Origin of the sequence: Streptococcus sp. oral taxon 071 str. 73H25AP (assembly GCF_000146755.1) — a bacterium.
Taxonomy (GTDB): domain Bacteria; phylum Bacillota; class Bacilli; order Lactobacillales; family Streptococcaceae; genus Streptococcus; species Streptococcus oralis_T.
The window spans coordinates 1,515,059-1,540,953 of record NZ_GL397254.1 but is presented as its reverse complement, the minus strand read 5'-3'; the positions used below and the strand labels follow the sequence as shown (position 1 = coordinate 1,540,953).

The following is a 25,895-nucleotide window of genomic DNA, read 5'->3' as shown; positions in this document are numbered from 1 at the left end:
CTAGTGATTCGACAGGAGAAAAATGGTTGCAATCTGCCCCACTTTAAAACTTAACCCCCATTATTTTACCACTTGGCCTTTCATTTTAACTGCTTATCTCAAAAGTCGATTTTTCTTTCATTCTTTTTGTTAAACTAGTGTGGTTAAGAGGAGGAAAAAATATGATTTTACAAGCTAAACATTTGACTAAACGGTACGGCAATCATATGGCTGTCGATGATATTCAGTTAGAGTTTGAAAAAGGAAGTTTCAATGCTATTTTGGGACCCAATGGTGCAGGGAAATCAACCACTATTTCCATGTTAATCGGTTTGAAAAAGCCGACACAGGGTCAGATTCGATATGCGCCAAATACGAAAATCGGAGTGGTTTTTCAAGCCAGTGTACTGGATGAGATGTTGACGGTTAGGGAAAATCTCACGATTCGTGCTCAACAGTATAAGGAGATTGCAGCAAGTCGTGTGGATGATTTGATTCATCAACTGGGTTTGACTGCTTTCCAGAAACAACTCTATGGGACCTTGTCAGGTGGGCAAAAACGTCGGGTTGATATTGCGCGTGCTCTTCTTTCGCAGCCAGATATTCTTTTCTTGGATGAACCAACGACAGGTCTTGATATTCAGACTCGCAAATCCATCTGGGATCTACTCTATCGACTACAAAAGGATGAAGGGATGACTATTATCTTAACGACTCATTATCTGGATGAAGCAGATGAAGCGGATCGAATCTATATCGTTGATCATGGGAAAGTGATTGCGCAAGGTTCTGCGACTACTATTAAAAGCCAGTATGCATCTAATATCCTAAAAATTCGTTTTAAGGAAATGAAGGATCTAGAAAAATTGCGACAGAATGGAATGACAGTCGAGGAAGAAAATGAGATGGAATATCTTTTTTATCCAAGGACGTCACAGGAGGCCATTGAATATTTGGCAAAAGTTCGAGAAGAAATTGATTCTTTTGAGTTTCGTCCGGGTACTATGGATGATGCCTTTATTGCACTTACAGGAAGAGAGGTTCGCTAATGTTAGCTTTATTGAAACGGAATTTTATCTTATATTTTCGTAATCGTTCGGGAGTATTTTTCTCATTATTGGGGGCATTGATTTCCTTCCTCCTTTATATCATTTTTTTGCAGAAGAACTTAACGGATGCTTGGTCTCAACTCCCTGATAATACGAACCTTTTAAACAACTGGCTGATGGGTGGGACCTTGGCTGTGACTGGGATTACAACCAGTTTTACGGCTCTTACACAAATGGTACAGGATCGCGAAAATCAAGTGGATCAAGATCTCTTCTTGACAGATTTAGGTAGCTGGGGCTTACAGGCGTCCTATCTAATCAGTAGTATTGTCATTTCTTTTGTTATGCAGGTGTTTATGTATGCTGTTATGAGTTTTTATTTTAAAGAAAGTCCAGTTATCAGTCATTTACCGGAAATCGCTTTGATTATGTTATTAAGCAGTCTGCTTTCAAGTTTGGTAAATGTTCTCTTGATTTACCGTTTTCAATCTGTAGATAGTCTTGGTAAACTGGCAACGATAGTGGGGACTGCTTCTGGATTTTTAGTAGGAACTTATGTCCCTATTGGAGTATTACCTGATTCTGCACAGCTTTTCATGAAATGTACCCCTGCAACTTATATTGCTTCTCTCTATCGACAAGTCTTAATGAAAGAGCCATTAGAGACCACATTTACAGGAAATAGCGGTCTGTTACAGGAATTTCAAGAAAAAATGGGAATTCAAATCAACTGGCAAGAACTATTGACAAAGGAAGAAACATACTTTATAGTGGTTATTATCAGTCTCGTCGCTATTCTTCTTTGGATGTTATTTGTTAAAGTGTTTAGCAAGAGAAAATAAAGATGTATTGGAGAGAAAATGAAGATTCGTTTTGAAATGAAGACAGAGTTTTCAGAAAAAGACCCACACATTTTAATTCAGGCAGCTCAGTTAACCGACCAAGCAAGAGAGGTCATGGAGTATTTAGAACAATTTTCAACGACTAATCATGTGGTTATTCCTATTCGAACGGATGATCATCTGGTTATGGTGAAAATTGAGGATCTTATTCTAGCGGATATCGATAAAAATTTGTTGACAATTTATACAGTAGACGGGATTTATAAAACTAAGGAAACATTGACAAACTTTCAGAATCGAATTAATCGACGTAACTTTATACAGATATCACGTCATTCAGTTATAAACATTGACCATTTAGAGTCATTATCGGATAGCTTTTCAGGGAACATGATGGCTAAGATGACTCGGGGTATCAAATCTAGTGTGAGTCGGAAATACGTTAAGTCCTTAATGGATTATCTAGGTTTATAGGAGAAAATCATGAAGCGATTGATTGCTTATTTTGTATCGGGAATGCGGACGGCCTCCTTTGTTTATTTGAGTTTGGTGTTATTGGCTCAGTTTTATTCAGGTATTACCTATCCTGCACCAACGACAAAAAATATTCTAGCTTTGTTTTTGATGAGTGGAATTATGGGGGTATTGACCTTAATCCTTGAAAGGCTAGAGTTTCTTGCTTATAGTATGCGTGTAGGAGTTCATTTATTAGCGACAGCTACTATTTTAGTATTGACCTACCTATTTTTTGGCTGGGGTTCAGCATTGTTGAGTCCCTTGCTTTGGTTCTTTTTCTTGTTAATTTATGGACTGATATGGTTGTATCAGATCTGGCAAACTCACAAGCTCACCCAACGAATTAATCAAGCCTTAGAAGATAAAAGAAAGAAAACGAATCACTAATGTAGTGTTGAGGATGAGGTTTGGGGAGAGTGCTAGTTTCCATATAGAGCAAATTATGATATAGTATTTTCAGTGTAAAACAAGGAGAAAAACGATGCCAGTAAACGAATATGGTCAGATGATTGGTGAGTCAATGGAAGGTTATACTCCAGGTGAATTGCCTTCCATTGATTTCTTAGAAGGGCGCTACGCTCGGATAGAGGCTCTTTCGGTGGAAAAGCATGAAGAGGATTTGCTAGCTGTTTATGGACCCGATACTCCTCGGGAGATGTGGACCTACCTCTTTCAGGAGCCAGTGGCAGATATGGAGGAACTGGTTACCGTCTTAAATCAGATGTTGGCTCGTAAGGACCGTTTTTACTATGCGATTATAGACAAGGCAACTGGTAAGGCTTTGGGAACTTTTTCTCTCATGCGCATTGACCAGAATAACCGAGTAATAGAAGTGGGAGCTGTCACTTTTTCTCCAGAACTCAGGGGAACACGTATAGGGACAGAGGCTCAATATCTCCTAGCTCGCTATGTTTTTGAAGAGCTTAACTATCGTCGCTATGAGTGGAAATGCGATGCTCTAAATCTGCCATCAAGACGAGCTGCGGAACGTTTGGGCTTTATCTATGAAGGAACCTTCCGCCAGGCAGTTGTTTATAAGGGGCGCACGAGGGATACGGATTGGCTCGCTATGATTGATAAGGACTGGCCTCAAGTTAAAGCTCGTTTGGAAACATGGTTGGCTCCTGAAAATTTTGATAAAAATGGACGGCAGTACAAGAGCTTGAGAGAGTTCTAAGAGGTGATGACATGATTAGCGTGAGAAAGCAAGAAGTTGTCAAGTTAGAAGATGTTTTGCATCTCTATCAGGCAGTTGGATGGACAAATTATACACATCAACCCCAAATGTTGGAGAAGGCCTTGTCTCACTCATTAGCGATTTATTTGGCACGTGATGGAGATGCCGTGGTTGGCTTGGTCCGTTTGGTCGGAGATGGTTTTTCATCTATTTTTGTCCATGATTTGATCGTTTTGCCTAGCTATCAGCGCCAAGGGATTGGTAGCGACTTGATGAAAGAGGCTTTAGGTGATTATAAAGATGCCTATCAAGTCCAACTGGTGACAGACCAAACAGATAAAAACTTGGGATTTTATCGTTCCTTGGGCTTTGAAACCCTATCTACTTATGATTGCACAGGAATGATTTGGGTGGATCGAAAAAGATAAAAAATTATTTTTTATTAAGTAAAGTTTAAGTCTCCTCGTGTATTATATAGTTATTAGATAAAGACCTCCTAATACTTTTCGAAAATCTCATCAACCTTCGTTAGAGTCGACTTAGCTAACTATAGTTATGCTTGCGTCTATTTGCCTAGTCTGATTTCGATTTTCATTGAGTACCCTTTATTTAATGAAATCCCAAACTTTTCTTTTTCATCATAATCTCCTAAAGAAGTCACCCAATCAGGTGGCTTTTTTGTTGTTTGAGAAAGGAAATTCCATTTGGGGAAAATTTTAAAAAAATGATAAATCAGAGAAAAAGTTAAGTTAGCTTTAAGATTCATCTTGTATTATATAATCATTAAATAAAGACCTCCTAACTTTATTTAATGAAATCCTAAACTTTTCTTTTTCATAATAATCTCCCTAAAGAAGCCACCAAATCAGGTGGCTTTTTTGTTTGAAAAAACTCCTTAGAAAAGACTAAGGAGAAAGAATTATGTTTTCTTTTTAAGTTGTTGGTTTCGATACTGTCTAGGTGTTAGGTGATAGTGTTGCTTAAATTGACGGTTGAAGTTTGAAAGGTTGGTGAAACCGACCTGGCTTGCAATTTCTTGAATGCTGAGGTTGGTTTGGACGAGTCTCTCACAGGATTTCTCAAGACGTAACTGGAGCAGGTAGTCCATACAACTGGCTCCAGTATGTTGCTTGAAAATACTCATAAAGTGATTTTTACTATATCCAAATGTTGCAGCTAGTTGCTCGATATGAACGGGTTCTGCGTAGTGCTGTTCAAGGTAGCAAATCACTTCTTTTAGTTTTTGGTATTTTTGGTAGGTATCATCTGTATAGTGTCGATTGACGTATCTATACTTAAAGAGAAGATGAAGCAATTCGTATAGTTTAGATTTTATGAGTAGATCGTAGTATATGCCTTTTTCTTCAAGGATAGAAAAGAGGGAAAGAAGGCAGGATTGAATTTGATCATAGGCCTTATCGCCTGGTGATATTTGGGGAGTAAGGCAAAAGTGACCAGAGTGGAGGGGTTGGATATAGCGTTGGCTAAAGCTGTCAATTTGACTTCTCCCAAGATAATCTAGATGAATTCGAAAGCTGGTAGAAAATAGTTCTTGATCTTTGTGAGAATAGATAGCATGGAGAGAGGTCGGTTGGATAAGAAATATATCTCCTTCGCGACTTTCAAAGCGTTCTGAGTTGATATGAACGATGGCAGAACCCTTTGTAACGTAAATAATCTCTAGTTCAGGATGACAATGATAGATTGTGTCAGGAGATGTTTTGGATAGGATTTGTTTTTCAAAATCATATGGGAAGTCAGATGGGTTATCTCGTAAGAAATGTGAACGGTCTGCCATGGTAAATCCTCCCAATATTCTATTACTACTTTTATTATACCAAAAAAACTTCCTTATCTAGGAAGTTTTCGAGTTTTAAGCTTTCTTTTTCATATAAAAAATAGTAAGCATAAGTCCAATAAAGGCCAAAGCAATAGCAACATAAAAAGCTACACTATAATTTCCATTATTAGCCATTGCCATTTGAACTGCGACTTTGGGAGCGAAAAATGCTGCTAAAGAATATCCAGTGAAGACGATACCGTAGTTGACCCCTTGATTTGCAGGACCGTAATTTTCCATGACGATAGATGGGAAGACCCCCATAACACCACCAAAGCAGATACCAAGCCCAATAATTCCTAAGGTAAACCCGAATTGACCAGGGACGATAGTTAGGGAGAATAAAGCTAGGACAATGACAGAATAAATAATCAATAAGGTCTTTGAACGGCCGATTTTATCAGAAAGTGATCCCCAGATAAAACGACCACTAGAGTTTGCGATTGAATAAAGAGAGACATAGAGAGCTGCAGTGCCTGCAGAGAGTCCAAACATTGATTGACCGATTGGTGATGCTTGAGAGGCAATCATCAAACCAGAAAAGGCGCCAACAAAGAACATGCTAATGATAATGTAAAACAGAGGACTTTGTAGCATTTGTTTCCAGTTTTTATTAGTAGGTCCTTGCTTAGTTTGTACTGGAGCTTTCCAGCCTGCTGGTTGGTAGCCACTTGGAGCTGCCTTGATAAAGAAAATGGCACAGATGATAACAACTATATAGACTAGCCCAATTGTACGAAAAGCAAAGAAGGCATCTTGTTGTTGAATGAGATTGCTCGCGACTGGAGAAGCGATGACTGCGGCAAATCCCATTCCGCCTGTCAGAATTCCAGAGGCTAAGCCAAGTTTATCAGGGAAGAGACGAAGTGAATTGGAGAGGGCACCTGAATAGGCAAAACCTTGACCAAGCCCGGCCATTAATCCATAGGTCAAATAAAGCATGGCTGGTGAATTGGCATAGCCGGTTAAGTAAAATCCGCTAGCAAATAGGAGAGCGCCGAGGGCGATGGTCCATTTTACATAACCTTTGTCAACTAAATAACCTCCAAGAATCATGGGGATAGGGCCGATTGCAGAGTTGATAGCAAATGCTAACATAATATCAGACATGGACCAGCCTGTTGAACTGCTAAGTGGTCCGGCAAAAACAGAAAAGGAATAGACGGCACCTGTGCAAAGAAGAATGGCTGTAGACGCGACTAAAATCCTCCAACGATTGAATGTCTCTTTCATAAAAACATCCTCCTTAAATGTATATTTTTTCACCAAGACTATATCATAGTTAAGGAAGCTGGTCAATAGTTTAAGAAGATATTTTGTTAATTTTTTCACGAACTTGTACTAAAGTACGATAATCTGATAGAATAACACGGTCTTTATTATCAAGGATTTACAAGATTTTCTAAAGTAGTATAATGAAATTAGATTAAATAAATGAAAGGGGTACCAAGATGAAACTAGTTGCTATCGTTGGAACCAATTCAGATCGCTCAACCAATCGGAAACTCTTGAAATTTATGCAAAAGCACTTTTCGGATAAAGCCGACATTGAGGTATTGGAAATCAAACAATTGCCAGCATTTAACGAACCTGAGGACAAGCAAGCGCCAGCTGAAGTTCAAGCTTTTTCAGAAAAAATTCTTGCTGCAGATGGTGTGATTATTTCAACACCTGAGTACGATCACACGATACCAGCACCTTTGGCCTCTGCTTTGGAGTGGATTGCCTATACCAGTCGTGCCTTAATCAATAAACCAACTATGATTGTAGGTGCTTCTCTCGGTTCGCTAGGAACATCTAGAGCGCAGGCACATTTACGTCAGATTTTAGATGCGCCGGAGCTTAAAGCGAGAGTTATGCCTGGTACAGAGTTCTTTCTAGGTCATTCTGAGCAAGTACTGGATGATGAGTGCCATTTGAACAATCCTGAAAAGGTTGCAGAACTAGAAGAACATTTTTCAGAGTTTCAAAATTTTGTTGAACTAACAAAAGCTTTAGTAAAACCTGAAGATACAAATCGTAAGAAATCATTCATCTGGGAAGAATGGTTAAAAGCATAAGTATTTCAAGAAAGGAGAACAATCCATGAAATTAGTAGCTATTGTTGGGACTAATGCAAAAAAATCCTATAATCGCAACCTGTTGCAATTTATGAAAAGACATTTTGCTTCAAAAGCGGATATTGAGATTTTAGAGATAACAGATGTACCAATGTTCAATGAAACAGATGATCAAACAGATACACCTATTATTCAGAAGTTTAATCAAGCTATTTCAGAAGCTGATGGTGTCATTATCTCGACACCCGAGCACAATCATACGATTCCATCAAGTTTGAATAGCTTGCTCGAGTGGTTGTCTTTTAACATTCATCCACTAGACGGAAAGCCGACAATGATTGTAGGAGCTTCCTATGATATTCAAGGTTCTTCACGTGCCCAACTTCGTCTTCGTCAGATTCTTGATGCTCCTGGAGTAAATGCAACAGTTATGCCAGGCAGTGAGTTTTTACTTGGTCGAGCTCATCGAGCATTTGATGATAATGGAAATTTAATTGAGGAGCGAACTGTAGATTTCCTAGATAGTTGTTTTTATCGCTTCCTTCGCTTTGTATCCGTTGCAAACCAACTAAATCTTCCTGAAGAAGTTCGATTTGAACCGGGGACTTACCATGTTACAACTGAAGGCCATAATGGTAAATTGCCGATGGATGTCACGGTTTCTGAGGACCGTATTGAAAAAATCGAAATCGATTCTTCTGGAGAATCTTCAGGAATCGCAGATGTTGTCTTTACTCGTATCCCAGCAGAAATCATTGAGGGACAAACCTTAAATGTTGATGCGGTGTCAGGAGCTTCTGTAACTTCAAATGGTGTCTTGGACGGAGTTGCGCGTGCGGTCAAACAAGCTGGTGCAAATCCAGATGTTTTACGCAAGCGTTCAAAAGCGCCATCTGCCCTAGATAAAGAAGATAAAACCTATCAGGCAGACGTTGTCATCGTTGGAGGTGGAGGAGCTGGTTTAGCTGCGGCTGCTGCAGTCTTACAAGCTGGTAAGAAGCCGATTATTGTTGAGAAATTCCCAGCAATTGGAGGAAATACTGTTCGTGCAGGTGGTCCAATGAATGCACCAGATCCAGCATGGCAAGGAACCTTCGCAGCTCATCCAGGTGAGGCACATACGCTTCAAGAATTGATTGCGATAGATGAATCAACGATTGACCCAGAATATCTAGAGGACTTTAGAGCCTTGAAAGTTGAGGTTGAGCAGTATTTGCAGAATCCAAGCTATTTGTTTGACTCTACATTACTTTACCGTATCCAAACCTATATCGGTGGGAAACGAAAAGATTTACAAGGAAATGAAATTCATGGCCAATACGATTTAGTATCTGTTTTAACCGAACGGGCCCTAGAGTCTGTTCGTTGGTTGGAAGACATTGGTGTTGAATTTGTTCGTAGCGAAGTGACAATGCCAGTTGGAGCCCTTTGGCGTCGTGGTCATAAGCCGGTTCAACCAATGGGGTATGCCTTTATATCTGTCCTACAAAAATATGTTCTAGAAAATGGTGGCAAGATTTTGACTGACTCTCCAGTTAAAGAATTGCTTGTAAAAGAAGGGGCTGTCAAGGGTGTCAGAGCAGAAGGTCGAAACGGTCAAACCATCATTGTCAATGCAGATGCTGTTGTTCTAGCTTCTGGAGGATTTGGTGCCAATACCAAGATGCTACAAAAATACAATACCTACTGGACTGAAATTGCAGATGATATTGCCACATCTAATACACCAGCTGTAACAGGGGATGGTATTCTTTTAGGTCAAAGTGTAGGTGCAGATTTGGTGGGTATGGGCTTTAGTCAAATGATGCCAGTATCCGATCCAGTGACAGGAGCTCTCTTCTCAGGACTTCAAGTTCCTCCAGCTAACTTCATCATGGTAAATACTCAAGGGAAGCGATTTGTAGATGAGTACGGTAGTCGAGACAAGCTATCTCAAGCGGCGATTGATAATGGTGGCTTGTTCTACTTGATTGCGGATGACCGCATCAAGGAAACTGCCTACAACACTAGCCAAGAAAAAATCGATGCCCAAGTCAAGGCAGGAACTCTCTATCGTGCAGATACGATAGAAGAGTTGGCGGTTCAGATTGGTATGGATCCACAAGTTCTAGTGGAAACGATTAAGAATTACAATTCCTATGTAGATGCAGGTTTTGATCCTGAATTTAATAAAGGTAGTTTTGATCTCAAGTGTGAGGTTGCGCCATTTTACGCAACACCGAGAAAACCGGCCGTTCACCATACAATGGGTGGACTCAAGATTGATACTTCAACACACGTTTTGAACGAAAAAGGTCAGATTATTCCTGGTTTGTATGCTGCCGGAGAAGTCGCAGGTGGACTCCATGCAGGTAACCGTCTAGGAGGAAATTCGCTTACGGATATCTTTACTTTTGGACGTATTGCAGGTCAAACAGCTGTTCAAGAAAATTGTTAGTAATGGATTTAAAAATTAAGGGAATTTTAAGTCTCCTTGTGTATTATATAATCATTAAATAAAGACCTCCTAATACTCTTCGAAAATCTCATCAACCTTCGTTAGAGTCGACTTAGCTAACCATAGTTATGCTTGCGTCTATCTGCCCAGTCTGATTTCGATTTTCATTGAGTACCCTTTATTTAATGAAATCCTAAATTTTTCTTTTTCATAATAATCTCCCTAAAGAAGTCACCCAATCAGGTGGCTTTTTTGTTTGTAGGCTGGATTTTTGCTATAATAGGAGCATGAGTAGAATTTTAGATAATGAAATCATGGGTGATGAGGAGTTGGTAGAACGTACCCTACGTCCCCAATATTTACGTGAATATATTGGGCAGGATAAGGTCAAGGACCAGCTCCAAATCTTTATCGAAGCCGCCAAAATGCGGGATGAAGCACTGGATCATGTACTCTTATTTGGGCCTCCAGGTTTGGGGAAAACGACCATGGCCTTTGTTATTGCCAACGAACTGGGAGTCAATCTCAAGCAGACCTCTGGGCCTGTCATTGAAAAAGCGGGTGACTTGGTAGCGATTTTGAATGATTTGGAACCTGGAGACGTCCTCTTTATTGACGAGATTCATCGCCTGCCCATGTCGGTGGAAGAGGTACTTTATAGTGCCATGGAGGACTTTTACATCGACATCATGATTGGGGCTGGTGAAGGCAGTCGCAGTGTTCATTTGGATTTGCCACCTTTTACCTTGATTGGTGCGACGACCCGTGCTGGTATGCTTTCTAATCCTCTACGAGCGCGTTTCGGGATTACAGGTCATATGGAATACTATGCCCACGCTGACTTGACGGAAATTGTTGAGCGGACGGCTGATATTTTTGAGATGAAAATTACCCATGAGGCAGCTGCAGAGCTGGCCTTACGCAGTCGAGGAACTCCCCGTATCGCTAATCGCCTCCTTAAGCGCGTGCGCGACTTTGCACAGATAATGGGGAATGGCTTAATTGATGATGTCATTACCGATAAGGCATTAACCATGCTAGATGTTGACCATGAAGGATTGGACTATGTGGATCAAAAAATCCTTCATACCATGATTGAGATGTACGGTGGTGGTCCAGTTGGGCTGGGAACCCTTTCGGTTAATATTGCCGAGGAGCGTGAGACGGTCGAAGATATGTACGAACCTTACCTCATCCAGAAAGGTTTCATCATGCGAACTCGTTCTGGACGGGTCGCGACAGCCAAGGCTTATGAACATTTGGGGTATGAATACAGTGAAAAATGAGCAAGATATTCTAGAGGTTTTTAGAAAAAATCCAGATATGATGACCATTCTGACCATCATTCGTGACCTTGATCTGAAAGACTCGTGGTTGGCGGCAGGTTCTGTCAGGAATTTCATCTGGAATCTCTTGTCAGACAAATCGCCTTTTGACCGTGAAACAGATGTGGATGTGATTTTCTTTGATCCAGATGTTTCTTATGAGGAAACAGTATCCCTAGAGAAAAAGCTGAGAGAGGATTTTCCTCAGTACCAGTGGGAGTTGAAAAATCAGGTCTATATGCATCTGCACAGTCCTCACACTGCGCCCGATACCAGTTCTCGTGATGCTATGAGTAAGTATCCAGAACGCTGCACGGCGGTAGGTCTTCGCTTGAATGAAAATTCCACCTTAGAGCTCTTTGCCCCCTATGGTTTAGAGGATATTATGAACTTCCAGGTTTCCCCAACTCCTCATTTTCTAGATAATGAGGAAAGGATGAAACTCTATCAAGAGCGATTGTCCAAGAAAAATTGGCAAGAAAAATGGAAAAATCTGGCTTTCTCAAAAAACTTAAGAAAAATTTAAGTTAGGGGCGGTATACTAAGTCCATAAGTTAAGAGAAACTTAACTTAAACTCCTAAAACTTTTTCATAATAATCTCCCTATAAAATAAAGTCGCCCAATCAGGCGGCTTATTTTTTGTTACTTACAAGTAATGATAGTAACTTAGCAATAGAAGAAAATAGGGAAGTATGGTATAATAAAACGGTAGATTTTTGAATAGGAATAAGATCATGTTTGGATTTTTTAAGAAAGATAAAGCTGTAGAAGTTGAGGTTCCAAGACAGGTTCCTAATCATATTGGCATCATCATGGATGGGAATGGCCGTTGGGCTAAGAGACGCATGCAACCACGGGTTTTTGGTCACAAGGCAGGGATGGAATCCCTTCAAAAGGTGACCAAGGCAGCCAACAAACTGGGCGTTAAGGTTATTACGGTCTATGCTTTTTCTACGGAAAATTGGACTCGTCCAGATCAGGAAGTCAAGTTTATCATGAACTTGCCAGTCGAGTTTTATGATAACTACGTCCCTGAATTACATGCAAATAATGTTAAGATTCAGATGATTGGGGAGACAGACCGTCTGCCTAAGCCGACCTTTGAAGCTTTGAAAAAAGCAGAGGAATTGACCAAGAACAATACAGGCTTGATTCTCAATTTTGCGCTTAACTATGGTGGACGTGCTGAGATTACACAGGCTGTTAAGCTGATTTCTCAGGATGTATTAGATGCGAAAATCAATCCAGGTGATATCACAGAGGAATTGATTGGCAACTATCTCTTCACCCAACATTTGCCTAAGGATGTGCGAGATCCAGATTTGATTATTCGTACCAGTGGAGAATTACGCTTGAGCAATTTCCTTCCATGGCAGGGGGCGTATAGTGAGCTCTATTTTACGGATACCTTGTGGCCTGATTTTGACGAGGAAGCTTTACAGGAAGCAATTCTTGCCTATAATCGTCGTCATCGCCGATTTGGAGGAGTTTAGGAGAAAATATGACCAAGGATTTACAAGAGAGAACACTATTTGCTGGACTGGCTCTGCTTATCTTCCTTCCCGTCTTGTTTGTTGGCGGGCTCCTGTTGCAGATAGGGATTGGCTTGTTAGCAATGCTAGGTGTCCATGAGCTCCTTCACATGAAGGGACTAAAGACCATGACCATTGAGGGCACCTTGACCCTCCTTGCAACCTTTGCCCTCACAATCCCCTTAGAAAATTACCTAACTTTTTTGCCGGTTGATGGCAATGTAGTTGTCTACAGTGTTTTGATTACAATAATGTTAGGGACAACCGTTTTCAGTAAAAACTATACGATTGAAGATGCTGCCTTTCCGATTGCTGTGAGTTTCTATGTTGGTTTTGGCTTCAATGCCTTACTAGATGCTCGTATAGCTGGATTTGATAAGGTTCTCCTGGCTCTCTTTATCGTTTGGGCGACAGATAGTGCAGCTTATCTGACGGGGGTGAATTTTGGCAAGCATAAGTTAGCCCCGAGAGTTTCTCCTAATAAGAGTATTGAGGGCTTTGTTGGGGGTATTCTAGGTGCGGTACTGATAACAGTACTCTTCATGCTAGTGGACAGTACAGTTGCTCTTCCCTATGGAATTTATAGGATGAGTCTTTTTGCCGCCTTCTTCAGTGTAGCAGGCCAGTTTGGTGACTTGATTGAGAGTGCCATGAAACGCCATTTTGCTGTCAAGGATTCTGGAAAATTTATCCCTGGACATGGCGGTGTGTTGGATCGCTTTGACAGCATGCTGATTGTGTTTCCAATGATGCACTTATTTGGCCTGTTTTAAAGAAAGGAAGATTGAATGATTGGATTGCTAACCTTTATCCTCGTTTTTGGGATTATAGTGGTGGTGCATGAGTTTGGACATTTTTATTTTGCCAAGAAATCAGGCATTCTAGTTCGTGAATTTGCCATTGGTATGGGGCCCAAGATTTTTTCCCATATCGGTAAGGATGGCACTGCTTATACCATTCGGATCCTTCCTCTAGGAGGCTATGTTCGTATGGCAGGCTGGGGTGATGATGCGACAGAGATCAAGACAGGAACTCCAGTCAGTTTAACACTTGCCGACGATGGCAAGGTCAAACGGATCAACCTCTCAGGAAAGAAGTTGGATCAAACGGCCCTTCCTATGCAGGTAACCCAGTTTGACTTTGAAGACAAGCTCTTTATCAAGGGTTTGGTCTTGGAAGAAGAAAAGACTTTTGCAGTGGATCATGATGCGACGGTTGTTGAAGAAGACGGAACCGAAGTACGCATCGCTCCTCTGGATGTACAGTATCAAAATGCTTCTATCTGGGGTAAGCTTATCACCAACTTTGCAGGTCCTATGAATAACTTTATCTTAGGTGTTGTTGTTTTTTGGATCCTGATCTTTTTGCAAGGCGGTGTTAGAGATACTCAGACAAATCTCTTTCATGTCATGCCAGAGGGAGCTTTGGCTAAGGTAGGTGTAGCTGAGACCGCTCAAATTACCAAGGTCGGCTCGCATGAGGTTAAGAATTGGCAAGACTTGACCCAGGCTGTGGAAGCCGATACCAAGGACAAGACCTCTCCGACCTTAGATGTGACCATTTCTGAAAATGGTAGCGAAAAACAAGTCACGGTGACTCCAGAAGAGAATCAAGGGCGTTACATTCTCGGGGTTCAACCGGGAGTCAAGTCAGACTTTCTATCCATGTTTGTTGGTGGATTTACAACTGCTGCTGACTCAGGGCTCCGTATCCTTTCGGCTCTGAAAAACTTGATTTTCCATCCAGATTTGAACAAACTCGGTGGTCCCGTTGCTATTTTTAAGGCAAGTAGCGATGCTGCTAAAAATGGAATTGAGAATGTCCTTTACTTCTTAGCTATGATTTCCATCAATATCGGGATTTTTAACTTGATCCCTATCCCAGCTTTGGATGGTGGAAAGATTGTGCTCAATATCCTAGAGGCTATCCGCCGGAAACCCCTTAAACAAGAAATTGAAACCTATGTCACCATGGCTGGTGTAGTTATCATGGTTGCCTTGATGCTAGCTGTGACCTGGAATGACATTATGCGACTCTTCTTTTAGATAATCGAGGAATATTATGAAACAAAGTAAAATGCTAATCCCAACGCTTCGCGAAATGCCAAGCGATGCTCAAGTTATCAGCCACGCCCTTATGTTGCGTGCTGGTTATGTTCGTCAAGTTTCTGCCGGTGTTTATTCTTACCTACCACTCGCTAACCGTGTGATTGAAAAGGCTAAGAATATCATGCGCCAAGAGTTTGATAAGATTGGTGCGGTGGAGATGTTGGCTCCTGCCCTTCTCAGTGCTGATCTTTGGCGTGAATCAGGCCGTTATGAAACCTATGGTGAAGACCTTTATAAACTGAAAAACCGTGAAAAGTCAGACTTTATCCTAGGTCCGACACACGAAGAAACTTTTACAGCTATTGTTCGTGACTCTGTCAAGTCTTACAAGCAATTGCCACTCAACCTTTACCAAATCCAACCGAAATACCGTGATGAAAAACGTCCACGTAACGGTCTTCTCCGTACGCGTGAATTTATCATGAAAGATGGTTATAGTTTCCATGCTAATTACAATAGTTTGGATGTGACTTATGACGAGTACAAGGCGGCCTACGAACGTATCTTCACTCGCAGTGGTTTGGATTTCAAGGCTATCATCGGTGACGGTGGTGCCATGGGTGGTAAGGATAGCCAAGAATTTATGGCCATCACTCCTGCTCGTACAGACCTTGACCGCTGGGTTGTCTTGGACAAGTCAGTTGCATCATTTGATGAAATTCCTGCAGAAGTACAAGAAGAAATCAAGGCAGAATTGCTCAAATGGATGGTTTCTGGTGAAGACACCATTGCCTACTCAAGTGAGTCTAGCTATGCAGCTAACTTAGAAATGGCAACAAACGAGTACAAACCAAGCAACCGTGTCGTTGCGGAAGAAGAAGTGACTCGAATGGAAACTCCAGGTGTTAAATCCATCGATGAAGTCGCAGCCTTCCTTAACGTGCCAGAAGAACAAACGATCAAAACCCTCTTCTACATGGCAGATGGTGAGCTTGTTGCAGCCCTTCTAGTTGGAAATGACCAACTTAATGAAGTCAAGTTGAAAAACCATTTGGGTGCAGATTTCTTTGATGTGGCTAGCGAAGAAGAAGTAGCAAGTGTTATCCCAGCAGGATTTGGTTCGCTTGGCCCAGTTGCTTTGCCAGAGAATGTGAAAATCATTGCAGACCGTAAGGTGCAAGATGTTCGCAATGCTGTTGTGGGGGCTAATGAAGATGGCTATCACTTGACGGGCGTGAACCCAGGTCGTGACTTCACTGCAGAATATGTGGATATCCGTGAAGTTCGTGAGGGTGAAATTTCACCAGACGGACAAGGTGTTCTTAACTTCGCGCGTGGTATCGAGATTGGTCATATTTTCAAACTCGGAACTCGCTACTCAGCAAGTATGGGTGCAGATGTTTTGGATGAAAATGGTCGTGCTGTGCCAATCATCATGGGATGTTACGGTATCGGTGTTAGCCGCCTCCTTTCAGCCGTTATAGAGCAACACGCTCGCCTCTTTGTTAACAAAACGCCAAAAGGTGAATACCGTTATGCTTGGGGAGTTAACTTTCCTAAAGAATTGGCACCATTTGATGTGCATTTGATCACTGTCAATGTCAAAGATGAAGAAGCGCAAGCCTTAACAGAAAAACTTGAAGCAAGCTTGATGGAAGCTGGTTACGAAGTCTTGACAGATGACCGTAACGAACGTGTCGGAGTGAAGTTTAGCGATAGCGATTTGATTGGTCTTCCAATCCGTATCACCGTTGGGAAGAAAGCGGCTGATGGTATCGTAGAAGTTAAGATTAAGGCGACTGGTGACACCATTGAAGTTCATGCAGATAACTTGCTCGAAACCCTTGAAATCCTAAGCAAGAAATAAAAACTATAATCAGAAGAAAAACAAGGCAAAAATGTAACTAGTTTTTACCTTGTTTTTTCTATATAATGGGAATGAATAAATACATAATCAAGTTAAGAGGTATAAGTATGCTAAAATTTCCAAAGGACTTTGTCTGGGGCTCCTCGACTTCTGGCCCACAGACAGAAGGACGTGTAGCTGGTGATGGTAAGGGAGATAATCTCTGGGATTATTGGTTCCAAGTAGAGCCAAATCGCTACTACAATGGGATTGGACCTGACAAAACATCAACTTTCTATGAAAACTGGGAAAAGGATATTGAGCTTTTGGTAGAGACTGGGCATACAGCCTTCCGAACTTCTATCCAGTGGTCTCGTATTTTCCCACAGGGCCGTGGAGAGGTCAATCCGCAAGGGGTGGTTTTCTACCGTCAGGTCTTTGAAGCGATTAAGGCCAAGGGGATTCGTCTCTTAGTCAATCTCTATCACTTTGACCTGCCTTTTGCCCTCCAAGAAGATGGGGATGGTTGGGAAAATAAGACAACCGTCAAGGCTTATGAAGACTATGCTCGTTTTTGTTTTGAGACTTATGGTGACTTGGTGGACCAATGGATCACCTTCAATGAACCCATCGTTCCTGTAGAATTTGGCTATTTTTACGATGCCCACTATCCTCACAAGGTAGATGCCAAAGCGGCGGTTCAGGTTGCTTATCATACGCAACTGGCTAGCAGTCTTGCGGTTAAGGTCTGTCATGAAGTTTTGCCTGATTCCAAGATTGGAATTGTCCTTAACTTGACACCAGCCTATCCACGTAGCCAGCATCCTGCAGATGTCAAGGCTGCTCGCATTGCCGACCTCTTCCAAGCCCAATCTTTCCTAGATCCGTCTGTCTTGGGGGCTTATCCACAGGAGTTGGTAGAAATCTTGTCTGAGCATGATTTGCTGCCAGATTCTACAGCTGAAGAGTTGGACCTTATTCGGGAGCATACTGTGGACTTTCTTGGAGTCAACTATTACCAACCCTTGCGCGTCATGGCTCCATGTTTTGCTAAACATCCTGATAGCCCGCTTTTGCCAGAGCATTTCTATGAGCCTTACGTCATGCCGGGCCGTAAAATCAATCCTCACCGCGGTTGGGAAATCTACGAGCAGGGGATTTATGATATCGCTCAAAATATCAAGGAAAATTATGGTAATATTGAGTGGATGCTGACAGAGAATGGCATGGGTGTTGAAGGGGAAGACAAATTCCGTCAAGATGGGATGATTCAAGACGACTATCGTATTGACTTTGTCAAAGGGCATCTGCGTGAACTACATCGTGCTATTGAAGACGGTGCTAACTGTAAGGGCTACTTGATTTGGACCTTTATTGACTGCTGGTCATGGCTCAACAGTTATAAAAACCGCTATGGTTTGGTTGAGCTTGACTTGGAAACACAGGAACGTCGTCTAAAAAAATCAGGCCACTGGTTCAAAGAGCTCAGCGACCATAATGGATTTTAAGAATAAAAAGAGTGGGATGGTATTCATCTCACTTTTTATTACAATATCATCACCAAGGTCCCAATCGTAATCAGGATACAGCCAATAATTGTTTTAAACGTCAGGACATCCTGTAGGAAGAAAAAGGCTAGAACGAGGGTAATGACGAGACTGAATTTATCGACAGCAGATACCTCAGTCGCATTGCCCATCTGCAAGGCCTTGTAGTAGCAGAGCCAGGAGGCGCCAGTGGCTAAGCCTGATAAGATGAGAAAGAGCCAACTTTTTTTACTGATGTTGACAATTTCGGTCTGACTATTGGTCAAGAAAACCATAGCCCAGGCCATAAGAATGACGACGACTGTACGAATAGCAGTTGCTAGATTGGATGGAACTCCTTCAATCCCAATCTTGGCTAAAATTGACGTTAAGGCTGCAAAGATAGCTGATAAAAGTGCGAAGAAAAACCACATGGCCAATACCTCCTCCCCTTATTATAAGTAATTGATGCCGACTTGTCAGGTATCAAGTGAAATCTTGATAAAATACCAGATAGAAAAACTATACCAATTTTTATCCTTGACAAGTGAGAAAAACAAGTATATACTGTTTTTGCTGATTCCGTAAAGCGAGAATTAGACTATACCAATTTAAGGAGAAAGCACAGCTGGTCTGTGTCGTATATACTATGTGTGGAATTGTTGGTGTTGTTGGAAACACAAATGCAACTGATATTTTGATTCAAGGGCTTGAAAAGCTCGAATACCGTGGCTATGATTCTGCGGGGATTTTTGTCCTAGGTGGTGCTGAAAATCATCTAGTCAAGGCTGTCGGTCGTATCGCAGAATTGTCTGCCAAGACAGCTGGTGTTGAGGGAACAACAGGTATCGGACATACGCGTTGGGCGACTCACGGGAAACCAACGGAAGACAATGCTCACCCACACCGCTCTGAGACAGGACGTTTTGTTTTGGTGCACAATGGAGTGATTGAAAACTACCTTGAAATCAAGGAAGAATACCTTGCAGGTCACCACTTCAAGGGGCAAACCGATACGGAAATCGCTGTTCACTTGATTGGGAAATTTGTTGAAGAAGATGGTCTTTCAGTTCTTGAAGCCTTCAAAAAAGCCCTTCACATCATTCGTGGTTCTTATGCCTTTGCCTTGATTGACTCTGAAAATCCAGATGTCATCTATGTTGCTAAGAACAAATCTCCACTTTTGATTGGTCTTGGAGAAGGTTATAATATGGTCTGCTCAGATGCTATGGCTATGATTCGTGAGACCAACCAATACATGGAAATTCATGACCAAGAGTTGGTAATCGTCAAGGCTGATAGTGTCGAAGTTCAAGACTATGATGGCAATCGCCGTGAACGTGCTAGCTATACTGCGGAGCTCGACTTGTCAGATATCGGTAAGGGGACTTATCCTTACTACATGCTCAAGGAAATCGACGAGCAACCAACGGTGATGCGTAAACTCATCCAAGCCTACACAGATGAGGCAGGTCAAGTTGTCGTAGATCCAGCTATCATCAAGGCTGTTCAAGATGCAGACCGCATCTACATCCTTGCTGCTGGAACATCGTACCACGCAGGATTTGCTTCTAAGAAGATGTTGGAAGAACTGACAGATACACCAGTTGAACTTGGAATCTCATCTGAGTGGGGCTACGGTATGCCACTTCTCAGCAAGAAACCACTCTTCATCTTTATCAGCCAGTCTGGTGAAACAGCTGATAGCCGTCAAGTTTTGGTTAAGGCTAATGAAATGGGTATCCCGAGCTTAACAGTGACAAACGTGCCAGGTTCAACTCTTTCACGTGAAGCCAACCATACTATGCTTCTTCACGCGGGTCCTGAAATTGCCGTGGCATCAACCAAGGCCTACACAGCACAAATCGCAGCTCTTGCCTTCTTGGCAAAAGCAGTTGGAGAAGCAAACGGCAATGCCAAAGCGCAAGCTTTTGACCTGGTTCATGAGTTGTCAATCGTAGCTCAGTCTATCGAATCAACTCTTTCAGAAAAAGAAACCATTGATGCCAAGGTTCGTGAGCTTCTTGAAACCACTCGCAATGCCTTTTACATTGGACGTGGTCAAGACTACTATGTAGCCATGGAAGCCAGTCTTAAGCTAAAAGAGATTTCTTACATCCAATGTGAAGGCTTTGCGGCAGGAGAACTCAAGCACGGGACCATTGCCTTGATTGAAGAAGGAACGCCTGTCTTGGCCCTCTTGTCAGATCCAGTCCTTGCTAACCATACTCGTGGAAATATCCAAGAGGTCGCAGCTCGTGGTGCCAAGGTTCTCACTATCGCAGAAGAGAATGTTGCTAAAGAGACCGATGATATCGTCCTTACGACTGTACACCCTTATCTCTCACCAATCTCAATGGTCGTGCCAACACAATTGGTCGCTTACTTTGCAACACTCCACCGTGGCCTTGATGTGGACAAACCACGTAACCTTGCTAAGTCAGTAACAGTAGAATAAGCTAAGAAAGTCTAGTTCATCTAGACTTTTTTGCTCTCTCTTGGTATACTTGAGTGAGGAGTATTTTTGCTCGCCTTTAATTTTTTATAAGGAGAAGAAAATGAAGAAGAAAAAAAGTATTATTGCTATGCTGGTTGGTATCGTCTTGTCTAGTTCTTACTTGATACGTACGATTTTGATCCATCAGCAGAGACAAGCGAAAAAGCAAAACCTGGAACGGATTGCTGCAGTGCAAGAGACGGTTCAGTCTCAAGATCAAAAGAAAGCTGAAGAGCAGAAAGAACACTTTAAAAAGGCGTTTGAAGGTATGGATAAAACTTCCATTCTAATGAAAAACTATGATAGCCACACAAAGATTAATGGGGACTACAGTTTTGGTACCAAGGGATAGAGCATACTTTCTAGGGAATATATACCAGCTTATACCAACTACAAGATAAAATAGCAAAAAAGGCGATTATCCAAGCGGAAATCGTCTTTTTGATATTTAGAATAAGTCCAGCTTAATATTTCCACCAAAATGTGGTTTTTCAAGAGCTATCTGTGCTAATTGATTGAGTATTTGCTTACTATTTTCTTGATTATAGAATTTAAGTCCTTTGATGATAACTCCATCAACTTCATCCTCGAAAATCAAATCTTCTTGATGGTCGTTGATATATGAAAGAAGTTCCTCCTTCCATCTATCTTTTTCTGCCAATTGTTCACCTTTGGGTTCAATGAAGATTTGAAGATAGTAATCCTTATTTTGAAGAAGTAGGATAAAGTCTGGTTGAAATCCTGAAAAATTGATTTCCCGTGGATTCTCTTCAAATTGGTGCAATTTCAATCGTTCAACTTTATCTGTCCCCTTTAGCATGTTTTCGTCCATTCGAATGAGGAAAACATCACCGTATTGTTCTCTTAGTTCATCAATATGGTTGGCAATAGCATTAACTAGATTTTCTTCATTTCTATTGATTATAGCTGATTGATAAGCAAAAAAGTCAAATTTTTCAAAACTAATATTAGCTACTTTTTGTTCGATGAAGGAGCCACTATGTTTAGCCGTATCATAATTAGGTATTCGTTTGCGATAATCAACGAGATATTCTGTAATTGGATATCCGATAAAGCGGTTCGTACCTCTTGCTTTGCGATAACCTGCCTTTATTTGAGTAGCTAGTAGGTTAAAAAAGTTATCAACAATTTTCAGCTTTTCCATAGCAGAAAAATCTTCTACAATGGTTTCTTTTTCCGTTGTGACAGAGAGTGTAAGATTTTGCAAATCTAGCCAATTTTCACCCCAAAAATTTTCCATAGACTTGAGATTTGGAAGATATCTTTTCAGATTTTCAAATCGGAAAAAGTTAGAGCGACTAATTGATTTTTTAAAATAACGAATATCAATTCCCCTCAATTGGGACGTTTTTAACTCTATTGCTTCAGCTGAAAGGTAAGCTGTTTCATAGGTGGATTTTAAATAGGTTACATTGGCTAGCTTAGAAATTTCAATACCATATGCACGTAGATTCACATAGTGACTGTCAGGAATTTCCTCAGTTTCATTATAGTAAAGCTTACCTGTTTTAAAGATTTGGGTTTTCTTGAAAGAGGGTTTCAGTTTGATTTCAATTGGAGGATTTTTTTCATCAGTCCCAGTTGCAAGATTCATCTTGTCAAGTGATGCCATCAAATTCTTGATGTATTGCGGTTCATTAAGGGTATGGTAGTGTAGTGTTTCCAACAAAAGACTTGCTGTTTCATCTGATTCATCAAATCGTCTTTGGTAAGAAATCTTTTGATTTAAGGAGAAAGGATTGTATCGTGCCCCACGTCCGATCAACTGAGCCTCGGAATTGGTTGATTTAGCATCTCTTTTATCATTCATTTTTCCCAAGTTGCTAATACGAACGATATCGTAAAGATTGAGGACATCCCAACCTTCTGTTAATTTTGCTACGGCAAAGACTACACGGTACAGATTATTGGGCGATTCAAGCGAATTGAGGGCTTGATACTGTCCTGTTTCTAGCAACCCTTTTGAGCCACTATCTGAATCATTTGCATTTAGAATTCTAGCTGGTGAAAAACCACGCTTAATTTCTCGAACAACAGTTGAAAGATCATCCTTTTCGAGATAATACTGATAAGCTAGCTGTAGAGTATGGCTTTGCTCTTCTGATACACTTCTCCGTTGCGAAATAAGGAACGATCTTAAACTTTCCACAGTCAGACTATCAATCATCTCATTGAATAGATTATTTGCTTCATAGGAAGCATCAATTTTATGTGATTTGAAAAGAATGACTGGTTTTATCTCAATCCCAAATTTTTCTAGAGCAAATTTGCGACGATATTCACTCAGAAGAACGGTACTAAGCATATTATCTTCATTGGAATTCCCCGTCTGAATGCGTCTTACATTTTTTGAATATCGCTCTTTGATGTATGAATCCAAGGTATAACGGTAAATAATCTTATCTCGATATTTTTGATAAATGGTCTCATCGTCAAAATCAAGTGTTGCGGTAAATTCTAGCAAGAGATTATCAACATGTGCGTGAAGAAGAGAAAGTAGACTTTTTTCCCATGAGATTTTTTCCAATTCTGCTTTATTTTTCTTTTTCGTAGAAGCAGAATAGTGATGGGCTTCATCCGCCAGAATAACCATTTTTGTCTTCTGGTAATCTTTTAATGACATGATATTTTCTGCCTGTGTGAAGAGGTCATTTGTCAATGTTTGAATTGAAACAAACTTAATATTAATTACATTTTTATTAGGAAAATCTGGAAATCTTCCTGAAATCTGGTTGATAAAGATATGTTCCCCATCAATTTCTAAGTTAGAATTGAAAAGAAACTTAGTAGATTGAGCATTCGTTAGATTATCAATGGTCTTACTCAGAACACCATTTGTATTCACTGTAAACAGAAAATTTTGATACCCTTTTTCTTTATAAAGATAGAGGATTAAACCAGCCATCAAATCAGTCTTTCCCGAACCAGTTGCCATATTGAACATCAGCTGTCTTGGTTTTCGAAACTTGAAAGTATCTGATGCTTGAGTGTAATGAAAATAGCGAATAGCTTCACTCTGATAAGAACGTGGTTCATGTTTGAGATTTTCTATAATATATTGTGGTAATTCCCAACCGTGCTGTTCGTTCAAAATATCCATATCCAGCTGTTTCAATTCATCGAAGAGTTCAAAGATCAGTTCTTTTTTCTTTGTTTTTCTAACCATCATTTCTCCCCATAAAAACTCTTATTGAAATCATAATCTGATTGAGATAATTGCGATTTAATGGTTTCATCGTCAATTTCAGAATAGTTGTGATAGAGCTGGTTTTTGTCAATAATCTTCACAAGAATTTTTTTCTGCATTTCAAACTCTTCATTCCAGATAGATTGATCGACTTCTTGTAAATCCACTCTGAAATCAAAATCAAGTGTGGCTTTCATGTCGTCAAAGATAGCCTTTAATTCATCAGAATGTTTAGAGTTAAGAACAGCATCAATAAAGGTTGCATTTTTGTCCATTAATTCAGCATAAATGAATGAACCACCGCCAGACCAAGCAACATCTTGAGAAATGCCACCTTGTTCTCCATCAATAACTTTCTTTAATCTCTCTACCGCTACGGTTTCAATATAATCCATTTGTTCAATACCGATGTACTGACGATTCATCTTGTGAGCAACTGCTGCAGTAGTTCCCGAACCCATAAAGAAGTCAAGGACAAGATCACCTTCATTTGTAGATAGTTCTAAGACGCGTTTAATTAACTCTTCTGGTTTTGGATTAGTAAATACTTCTTCTCCAAATAACTCCTGTTGGTGCTTTGTTGCAGAAGTATTTGTATTGGTTTCTCTCCAAGTAATACTATTAGGCTGAATTGTCCAAATTGAACTACTTGCCTTACCTTTACCTGCCATTTTTACTTCTGAATAATAGGCTTTAAGTTGTGGTTTTGATGTTCCGTTGACACCAAATCGAATACGATTATCAGCCAACCATCTTTCATAATTCTCTTTTGTAGTTCTCCAGCATCGTCCTTTTGGAGGTATGTAGATATCTCTGGTATTGGGATTGGTTATTTCATATTGAAGATTTTTTCGGATATTTGGAGCATCGAATGGTTCAAGCCTATATGGACCTCGTCCATCATTATCATCATACTTAAATGTTTCAATATCAAGAGCTAACCTAAAATCATTTTTATCAATGGCGTCTTTATTTTTAGCATAGACCAAAATATGATTACTGTTCATTGAAAACAAACCATCACTTGAAACTGAACTTCTAGCTTCCCAAGTAACATCGGCAATAAAGTTTTCAATTCCAAAAATCTCATCCATCATGACTTTAAGATAGTGAGTTCCTTCATCACTCATGCTTAAAAAAAGTAAACCATCATACGATAAAAGCTGATAAGCGATTGATAGCCTGTTCTTTAAGAAGGTTAACCAGCTGGATAAACTAAAATTAGAATTATAGGTAAACGTATCTGTCGGTTTAGTTTTCAGGAAGTAGTACGGTGGGTCAATATAAATCAATTTCACCTTTCCAGCAAATCGTTCTTTCAAACTATAGAGTGCTAGGAGATTATTTCCTTTTATAATTAGATTATCTGTATCCTGAATTTCTGAAGCTTCAAAAACACCATCTTTAGTATATTTCTTTGCATTTTTTAAAATCTTTTTATCTAGAAGAACATCAATTTCCTCTCGAGCAACTATCTCATTTAAAAAGGATTCTTCAGCATCTTCCTTCGATACATCATCTTTAGTCATACCAGCTTTTAAAATAGTATCTTTGTAAGGAAAATCTAGGACGACATCTGTCATTTCGTCTAAATAGTGATTATTTGTCGCTAATCCGATTTTATTGGTGTAACGCGTATAAGAGTTTGACCAATATTCATCAACTTCAAGCATTTGAATGATATCATTGATTTTCAAAATTGTCGCACCAGCAATATCCTCGGTAAATGCTTCATTTAGAATTGCATTTGTTAAGATGCTTTCCACCAATTCAGGTGTATACTTGTCTAAGTCTGTTATGATGGCATCCTTCTTCAAAAGTCCATCAACAATATAGCGTTCACTAAAACTTTCCACCACTTCACGAAGTGCCTGCTGAATCACTGTTTCCAATGTCTGACTCATACAAGCACCTCACTTTCATACACAACAGAAAAGACCTTCTCACAAAAATGTGAAAAAGTCTGTTTTAGGGCTTGACAAAAAATACGCTTGATTACATAATCAGCGTGA

Annotated in this window: 23 protein-coding genes; 17 read left to right on the top strand and 6 right to left on the bottom strand. The window is 40.4% G+C overall.

Annotated elements, in window-relative coordinates; genetic code table 11:
- Nucleotides 1–161: 161 nt before the first annotated feature.
- The 6 genes from HMPREF9189_RS09675 to HMPREF9189_RS09650 all read left to right on the top strand — a co-directional run bounded on the left by HMPREF9189_RS09675 (nt 162) and on the right by HMPREF9189_RS09650 (nt 3,991).
- Nucleotides 162–1,028 (top strand): ABC transporter ATP-binding protein, encoded by an 867-nt coding sequence (locus tag HMPREF9189_RS09675; protein ID WP_000602876.1) that lies wholly within the window; start codon nt 162–164, stop codon nt 1,026–1,028.
- Nucleotides 1,028–1,870 carry an ABC transporter permease gene (locus tag HMPREF9189_RS09670; RefSeq protein WP_000880489.1) on the top strand — a complete coding sequence of 281 codons (843 nt, stop codon included), beginning with the start codon at nt 1,028–1,030 and terminating at the stop codon, nt 1,868–1,870. Before HMPREF9189_RS09675 ends, HMPREF9189_RS09670 begins: the two co-directional genes overlap by 1 nt.
- 18 nt (nt 1,871–1,888) lie before the next feature.
- The gene (locus tag HMPREF9189_RS09665; protein WP_000701933.1) at nt 1,889–2,344 is read left to right on the top strand and encodes a LytTR family DNA-binding domain-containing protein; all 456 of its coding nucleotides are present in this window, start codon (nt 1,889–1,891) and stop codon (nt 2,342–2,344) included.
- Between the two features lie 9 nt (nt 2,345–2,353).
- Nucleotides 2,354–2,773 carry a DUF3021 domain-containing protein gene (locus HMPREF9189_RS09660; RefSeq protein WP_000825486.1) on the top strand — a complete coding sequence of 140 codons (420 nt, stop codon included), beginning with the start codon at nt 2,354–2,356 and terminating at the stop codon, nt 2,771–2,773.
- A 94-nt stretch (nt 2,774–2,867) separates the two neighbouring features.
- Complete coding sequence (locus HMPREF9189_RS09655) at nt 2,868–3,563, top strand: GNAT family N-acetyltransferase (RefSeq protein WP_001144925.1); 696 nt, start codon at nt 2,868–2,870, stop codon at nt 3,561–3,563.
- 11 nt (nt 3,564–3,574) lie between these two features.
- The gene (locus tag HMPREF9189_RS09650; RefSeq protein ID WP_000626619.1) at nt 3,575–3,991 is read left to right on the top strand and encodes a GNAT family N-acetyltransferase; all 417 of its coding nucleotides are present in this window, start codon (nt 3,575–3,577) and stop codon (nt 3,989–3,991) included.
- Between the two features lie 137 nt (nt 3,992–4,128).
- Here HMPREF9189_RS09650 and HMPREF9189_RS09645 read toward each other — a convergent pair whose 3' ends face one another.
- From HMPREF9189_RS09645 to HMPREF9189_RS09635, 3 genes are all read right to left on the bottom strand, one after another.
- On the bottom strand, nt 4,129–4,329 hold the full coding sequence (locus tag HMPREF9189_RS09645) for a hypothetical protein (RefSeq protein WP_001049252.1): 201 nt from the start codon (nt 4,327–4,329) through the stop codon (nt 4,129–4,131).
- Between the two features lie 153 nt (nt 4,330–4,482).
- A complete protein-coding gene (locus HMPREF9189_RS09640; protein ID WP_000785195.1) occupies nt 4,483–5,361 on the bottom strand; it encodes an AraC family transcriptional regulator in 879 nt (292 codons plus the stop codon).
- Nucleotides 5,362–5,436: 75 nt separating this feature from the next.
- Entirely contained in the window at nt 5,437–6,636 is a 1,200-nt protein-coding gene (locus HMPREF9189_RS09635; protein WP_000665256.1) for an OFA family MFS transporter, read from the bottom strand.
- A 218-nt stretch (nt 6,637–6,854) separates the two neighbouring features.
- On the opposite strand from HMPREF9189_RS09635, the gene HMPREF9189_RS09630 reads away from it, so the two are divergent.
- The 9 genes from HMPREF9189_RS09630 (at nt 6,855) to HMPREF9189_RS09590 (ending at nt 18,160) form a co-directional block, all read left to right on the top strand.
- Nucleotides 6,855–7,463: an NADPH-dependent FMN reductase gene (locus HMPREF9189_RS09630; protein ID WP_000779600.1), complete on the top strand. Its 609-nt coding sequence runs from the start codon at nt 6,855–6,857 to the stop codon at nt 7,461–7,463.
- 25 nt (nt 7,464–7,488) lie between these two features.
- Entirely contained in the window at nt 7,489–9,900 is a 2,412-nt protein-coding gene (locus HMPREF9189_RS09625; protein WP_000779595.1) for a flavocytochrome c, read from the top strand.
- 287 nt (nt 9,901–10,187) lie between these two features.
- Complete coding sequence (ruvB, locus tag HMPREF9189_RS09620; RefSeq protein WP_000086805.1) at nt 10,188–11,186, top strand: Holliday junction branch migration DNA helicase RuvB; 999 nt, start codon at nt 10,188–10,190, stop codon at nt 11,184–11,186.
- A complete protein-coding gene (locus HMPREF9189_RS09615) occupies nt 11,167–11,751 on the top strand; it encodes a nucleotidyltransferase family protein (protein ID WP_001098874.1) in 585 nt (194 codons plus the stop codon). Before ruvB ends, HMPREF9189_RS09615 begins: the two co-directional genes overlap by 20 nt.
- Nucleotides 11,752–11,960: 209 nt before the next feature.
- Nucleotides 11,961–12,719, top strand: a complete 759-nt coding sequence (locus HMPREF9189_RS09610; RefSeq protein WP_000466702.1) for an isoprenyl transferase — start codon at nt 11,961–11,963, stop codon at nt 12,717–12,719.
- Nucleotides 12,720–12,727: 8 nt separating this feature from the next.
- Complete coding sequence (locus HMPREF9189_RS09605) at nt 12,728–13,531, top strand: phosphatidate cytidylyltransferase (protein ID WP_000159109.1); 804 nt, start codon at nt 12,728–12,730, stop codon at nt 13,529–13,531.
- Nucleotides 13,532–13,546: 15 nt separating this feature from the next.
- The gene (gene rseP, locus HMPREF9189_RS09600) at nt 13,547–14,803 is read left to right on the top strand and encodes an RIP metalloprotease RseP (protein WP_000579740.1); all 1,257 of its coding nucleotides are present in this window, start codon (nt 13,547–13,549) and stop codon (nt 14,801–14,803) included.
- Nucleotides 14,804–14,819: 16 nt separating this feature from the next.
- Nucleotides 14,820–16,673, top strand: a complete 1,854-nt coding sequence (locus HMPREF9189_RS09595; protein ID WP_000814035.1) for a proline--tRNA ligase — start codon at nt 14,820–14,822, stop codon at nt 16,671–16,673.
- Between the two features lie 107 nt (nt 16,674–16,780).
- Complete coding sequence (locus HMPREF9189_RS09590; RefSeq protein WP_000911342.1) at nt 16,781–18,160, top strand: glycoside hydrolase family 1 protein; 1,380 nt, start codon at nt 16,781–16,783, stop codon at nt 18,158–18,160.
- Nucleotides 18,161–18,198: 38 nt separating this feature from the next.
- Here the strand turns inward: HMPREF9189_RS09590 and HMPREF9189_RS09585 are convergent, their stop codons facing one another.
- Entirely contained in the window at nt 18,199–18,612 is a 414-nt protein-coding gene (locus HMPREF9189_RS09585) for an EamA family transporter (RefSeq protein ID WP_000264204.1), read from the bottom strand.
- A gap of 215 nt (nt 18,613–18,827) precedes the next feature.
- Between HMPREF9189_RS09585 and glmS the strand changes: the two genes are divergently transcribed.
- Together glmS and HMPREF9189_RS11885 are read left to right on the top strand one after the other, a co-directional pair.
- The gene (gene glmS / locus HMPREF9189_RS09580) at nt 18,828–20,636 is read left to right on the top strand and encodes a glutamine--fructose-6-phosphate transaminase (isomerizing) (RefSeq protein ID WP_000334302.1); all 1,809 of its coding nucleotides are present in this window, start codon (nt 18,828–18,830) and stop codon (nt 20,634–20,636) included.
- Nucleotides 20,637–20,736: 100 nt separating this feature from the next.
- Nucleotides 20,737–21,027, top strand: coding sequence for a hypothetical protein (locus HMPREF9189_RS11885; protein WP_000727573.1), 291 nt, complete (start codon nt 20,737–20,739; stop codon nt 21,025–21,027).
- 96 nt (nt 21,028–21,123) lie between these two features.
- Here HMPREF9189_RS11885 and HMPREF9189_RS09570 read toward each other — a convergent pair whose 3' ends face one another.
- On the bottom strand, nt 21,124–23,862 hold the full coding sequence (locus tag HMPREF9189_RS09570; RefSeq protein ID WP_000251868.1) for a DEAD/DEAH box helicase family protein: 2,739 nt from the start codon (nt 23,860–23,862) through the stop codon (nt 21,124–21,126).
- Nucleotides 23,862–25,787 carry a site-specific DNA-methyltransferase gene (locus HMPREF9189_RS09565; protein ID WP_000084167.1) on the bottom strand — a complete coding sequence of 642 codons (1,926 nt, stop codon included), beginning with the start codon at nt 25,785–25,787 and terminating at the stop codon, nt 23,862–23,864. The genes HMPREF9189_RS09570 and HMPREF9189_RS09565 overlap by 1 nt, the downstream gene beginning before the upstream one ends.
- Nucleotides 25,788–25,895: the final 108 nt, after the last annotated feature.